Annotated in this window: 5 protein-coding genes; 1 reads left to right on the forward strand and 4 read right to left on the reverse strand. The window is 63.3% G+C overall.

From position 1 onward, the window contains the following. Positions 1-378: 378 nt before the first annotated feature. From ACODTO_RS29405 to ACODTO_RS29420, 4 genes are read right to left on the reverse strand one after another with little or no spacing between them, the layout of a single operon-like run. On the reverse strand, positions 379-669 hold the full coding sequence (locus tag ACODTO_RS29405; protein ID WP_024778322.1) for a (2Fe-2S)-binding protein: 291 nt from the start codon (positions 667-669) through the stop codon (positions 379-381). Between the two features lie 7 nt (positions 670-676). Beyond that, positions 677-1471, reverse strand: coding sequence for an ABC transporter permease (locus ACODTO_RS29410; protein ID WP_024778323.1), 795 nt, complete (start codon positions 1469-1471; stop codon positions 677-679). A gap of 6 nt (positions 1472-1477) precedes the next feature. Continuing rightward, a complete protein-coding gene (locus ACODTO_RS29415) occupies positions 1478-2347 on the reverse strand; it encodes an ABC transporter permease (protein ID WP_489107469.1) in 870 nt (289 codons plus the stop codon). Further along, positions 2344-3369, reverse strand: coding sequence for an ABC transporter ATP-binding protein (locus tag ACODTO_RS29420; RefSeq protein ID WP_489107470.1), 1026 nt, complete (start codon positions 3367-3369; stop codon positions 2344-2346). The genes ACODTO_RS29415 and ACODTO_RS29420 overlap by 4 nt, the downstream gene beginning before the upstream one ends. Before the next feature lie 251 nt (positions 3370-3620). Between ACODTO_RS29420 and ACODTO_RS29425 the strand changes: the two genes are divergently transcribed. After that, complete coding sequence (locus ACODTO_RS29425; RefSeq protein ID WP_489107471.1) at positions 3621-4457, forward strand: IclR family transcriptional regulator; 837 nt, start codon at positions 3621-3623, stop codon at positions 4455-4457. Positions 4458-4654: the final 197 nt, after the last annotated feature.

Here is a 4654-nt window from a genome sequence, read left to right on the forward strand (position 1 = left end):
CTGTGGGAGCGAGCCTGCTCGCGATAGCGGTGGTCCACTCAGCAACGATGGTGGCGGGAAGATCGCTTTCGCGAGCAAGCCCGCTCCCACAGTGGAGCGGTGCGGAACGCCGATTTTGTGACCGCCGCAGAACACCTGTGGGAGCGAGCCTGCTCGCGATAGCGGTGGTCCATTCAGCAACGATGGTGGCGGGAAGATCGCTTTCGCGAGCAAGCCCGCTCCCACAGTGGAGCGGTGCGGAACGCCGATTTTGTGACCGCCGCAGAACACCTGTGGGAGCGAGCCTGCTCGCGATAGCGGTGGTCCACTCAGCAACGATGGTGGCAGGGGGATCGCTTTCGCGAGCAAGCCCGCTCCCACAGGGAATAAATGAGCTGTTCATACCTGGCGTCCCGGTTCGCGGGTGATTTGCTGGCCGGCTTCGAGCAGGGTGGCGCAGGCGCGGACGCGGCGGCCGTCGCCGAGGCGGACCCAGCAGTCCTGGCAGGCGCCCATCAGGCAGAATCCCGCCCGGGGTTCGGCGCTGAAATCGCTGCCGCGCAGGTGTTCGCCGCAGGTCAGCACGGCGGTCAGCAGCGTATCGCCCAACAGACCGGTAGCCGGCTGGCCATCGAGGGTAAAGTCCAGGGCCGGGCGGTCGCCTTCGGCCAGTCGTTTCAGCAGCGCCATGGTGCCCTCATTGTTTGCCCACCAGAACCCGATCCAGGCCATAGACCCGGTCGAGCAGAATCATGGTCAGTGCGGTGAGCGCAATGACTAGTGCCGACACCGCCGCCATCATCGGGTCGATGGATTCGGTGGCGTACACATACATGCGCACCGGCAGGGTTTGCGTCGCCGGTGACGTGACAAAGATCGACAGCGTGACTTCATCGAAACTGTTGATGAACGCCAGCAACCAGCCCCCGGCCACCCCCGGCAGGATCATCGGCAAGGTGATCTGCCGGAACAGCGTGAAGCGCCCGGCACCCAGGGATTGCGCGGCCTGTTCGGCACTGCGATCCAGGCCGATGGCCGACGCCAGCACCAGGCGCAATACATAGGGCGTGATGACCAGCACGTGGGCGAAGATCAGCCAGGTGAAATTGCCATTGACCCCCATCAGCGCAAACAACCGCAGCAGCGCCACACCCAGCACCAGGTGCGGGATGATGATCGGCGACAGGAACAGGCCGTTGAAAAAATCCCGGCCGGGAAATTCGAGGCGGGTGATTGCCAGCGCTGCCGGTACCGCGATCAACGTCGCCAGCGAGGCCGCACAGAACGCCAGGGCCAGGCTGTTGTAGAACGCATCGACGAAATCCGCGCGCTCGAACACGGCGCGGAACCAGCGCAGGGAGAATTCCGTGGTCGGCAGGCTCAGAGTGTTTTCCGGGGTGAAGGCGACGAGACAGACCACCACCAGCGGCGCCAGCATGAACACCACGACCAAGGCGTGAAACAACAGGGCGAAAGGACCGTTCCTGGACATGATGAGTTACCCCAATGACTTCTTGTAGCGGCCTTCGATCATGCGGTTCCACGACAGCATGATCAGCAGGTTGAGCAGCAACAGTGCAACGGCGATGGCCGCGCCCATGGGCCAGTTGAGTTCCGACAGGTACTGGTCGTAGATCAGCGTGGCGACCATCTTCAAGCGGCGTCCGCCGAGCAGGCCGGGAATGGCGAAGGAGCTGGCGGCCAGGCCGAACACAATCAGGGTGCCGGACAGCACGCCGGGCATGATCTGCGGCAGCACCACCTTGCGGATCACCGTGAATTGGCTGGCCCCCAGGGACAACGCAGCCTGTTCCGCGGCCGGGTCGAGTTTCTGCAGTGAGGTCCAGACCGGAATGATCATGAACGGCAGCATCACGTGGACCAGGGCAATGACCACGGCGAATGGCGTATAGAGCAACTTCATCGGCGCGCCACCGAACGCTTGCAACGTCTGGTTGACCAACCCGTCGGCGCCCAACAGCAGGCTCCAGCCGAAGGCCCGGACCACCACCGAGATCAGCAACGGAGTGAGGATCAGGATCAGGAAAATCGAGCGCCATGGCGCGCTCATGCGGCTGAGCACATACGCTTCGGGCACGCCGATCAGCACGCACAACAGCGTGGTCAGGGCACTGATCCAGAAGGTGCGCCAAAAGATCTCGTAGAAGTACGAATCGCCCAGCAGGCTGATGTAGTGATCGAGGGTGTACGCGTGGCTGTCGATGCCCGACCCGTAGTCGAAAACGTTGAACGACAGCACCAGCGTCAGCCCCAGGGGAGTCACCAGTAACCCCAGGTACAGGGTCAGGGCCGGTGTGGACATCAGATAGCCTTGCCGGCCTCGGCGCATTGCGTCCAGCAGCTTCATGCCGGCACCTCATCGTCACTCAGCACCCGCAGCAGCGCCGGATCCCAGTCCAGGCCCACTGCCGTGCCTTCGCTCATCGGCGCAGCGCCGTCATTTCGGCGCACCACGCAAAGCTCACCCAGGCTGGTCGAGACCCCATACAACCATTGGCTGCCGAGGAAGAAACGGCTGGCGATCGTGCCTTGCAGGCGGCCCGCGCCAGCGGCGCACAGGTCGATCTTTTCCGGGCGCAGGCTCAGGGTCAGTTCGCCCTGGCCTGGCTGACAGGCTTGAACGACGCCAGCGCTGTCACGTTCGCCGGGCAGCAGGTTGGCCTTGCCAACGAAGCCGGAGATGAAGGTGGTGCGCGGGTGTTCGTAAAGGGTGTAGGGCGTATCGATCTGGGTGATGCGCCCGGCTTGCATCACCACGACGCGGTCACTGATGGACAGCGCTTCGGACTGGTCGTGAGTGACCATCAATGTGGTGATGCCGACTTCCCGCTGGATGCGACGGATTTCGAATTGCATCTCTTCGCGCAGGTTGGCGTCGAGGTTGGACAGCGGTTCGTCGAGCAACAGCACTGGCGGTTCGATCACCAGTGCCCGGGCCAGCGCCACGCGCTGACGCTGGCCCCCCGAGAGTTCCCGAGGGTAGCGCTCGGCATGCCGGTCCAGGCGCACCAGCTTCAGCACCCGGTCCACCCGTTGTTGGAGTTCGCTGCCCGGCACCTTGCGCATGCGCAGGCCGAAGGCGACGTTGTCCCGGACGGTCATGTGGGGGAACAGCGCATAACTCTGAAACACAACGCCCAGGCCCCGGCTGGCGGGTTTGGCGTGGGTGATGTCGCGGCCGTCCAGCAGGATGCGTCCGCTACTGACGTCGACGAAGCCTGCGATCATTTGCAAGGTGGTGGTCTTGCCGCAACCGGAAGGGCCGAGCAGCGAGACGAATTCGCCTTTTTCTACCGCGAGGTCGGTGGCAACCACGGCGTCGATGTCGCCGTAGCGTTTACTCAAGTTTTCAAGTTGCACGAAAGCCATGACTGCGCTCCACCTGAGATTGTTATGCGTCGCCGTGAGGCGTGCTTTTTTGTAAGGGCAGATACGAAGGGGTGATGCAGGACACTCGGTGCGTTGGCGCTCGACCTGGATCGGCTGCCGTTGTTGTTCGAATCGCCCCTGTATGGACGCAGAGTAGGACGAAGAATAGGATGGGCTCAATGGCCTATTTCACTGAGGCGATGACTATTTTCAGTTTCATTCGATCAGTGAATTGATGAGTAAAAAAGTGAATGAATAATTCCACTGATCGGAATATTGAAAAAAGCGAAGTCGGGGTTGGCGCCGTCTCCAGGTTGTTCGCCGTGTTGCGCAGCCTGGGTGACACTGCCGAAGGCGGGGAGCGGGTAACGCAACTGGCCCAGCGCATCGGCCTGTCCCAGCCGACCACCCATCGCTTGCTGCGCAGCCTGATGGACGAGGGCATGGTCGAGCAGGATGGGCGCAGCAAACGCTACCGCCTGAGCCTGGATTTTTTTGCCCTGGCCGCCCGTGCCGGGAACACCGGCAACCTGCGTGAACTGGCGCGACCAGCCATGCTGCGGCTGTCGGCGTCCCTGGGGGATTCGTTGTTCCTGCTGGCGCGCAGCGGTTTCGATGCGATCTGTCTGGACCGCAGTGAAGGGCCATTCCCGATCCGCACCTTTACCGGTGATATCGGCGGTCGGGTGGCGTTGGGCGTGGGCCAGGGCAGCCTGGCGATTCTGGCGTTCCTGCCGGAGGAGGAGCGCGACACGGTGATTCACTACAACCTGCCGCGGCTCAAGGATTTTCATCTGTACGACGAAGTCTTCCTGCGCTCGGAAGTGGAGAACGTGCGCAGCCTGGGCTACGCCGGACGCAACACCGGCGTGTTGCAGGGGATGGCGGGGGTGGCGGTGCCGATCCTGGATCGCGGCGGCCGTGCCGTGGCGGCCTTGAGTGTGGCGACCATCAGCGACCGCCTGGGACCGGATCGTCTGCCGACGGTGGTGGAAATGCTCAAGCGCGAGGCGGCGTTGATCGGCCCTCGGATCAACCCATTCGACCCGCTGCTGCGCCGGCCTTCGCAGGTGTTTGGGCAGGGGTGAAGTCCGGAGTCCTTTGTGGGAGCGAGCCTGCTCGCGATAGCGGTGGATCAGTCTGCCCCCCTGTTGAATGCGCCGCCGCCATCGCGGGCAAGCCCGGCTCTCACAGGTACGGCGTCGGACCCTGATGCTGCGGCCATCTGCAGCTCCAGTGTGGGAGCGAGCCTGCTCGCGATAGCGGTGGATCAGTCTGCCCCCCT

This window comes from Pseudomonas sp. FG13 (assembly GCF_057809755.1).

Coding starts and splice junctions, on each gene's coding strand:
- ACODTO_RS29405 (WP_024778322.1), bottom strand. CDS start 669: ATGGCGCTGCTGAAACGACTGGCCGAAGGCGACCGCCCGGCCCTGGAC.
- ACODTO_RS29410 (WP_024778323.1), bottom strand. CDS start 1,471: ATGTCCAGGAACGGTCCTTTCGCCCTGTTGTTTCACGCCTTGGTCGTG.
- ACODTO_RS29415 (WP_489107469.1), bottom strand. CDS start 2,347: ATGAAGCTGCTGGACGCAATGCGCCGAGGCCGGCAAGGCTATCTGATG.
- ACODTO_RS29420 (WP_489107470.1), bottom strand. CDS start 3,369: ATGGCTTTCGTGCAACTTGAAAACTTGAGTAAACGCTACGGCGACATC.
- ACODTO_RS29425 (WP_489107471.1), top strand. CDS start 3,621: ATGAATAATTCCACTGATCGGAATATTGAAAAAAGCGAAGTCGGGGTT.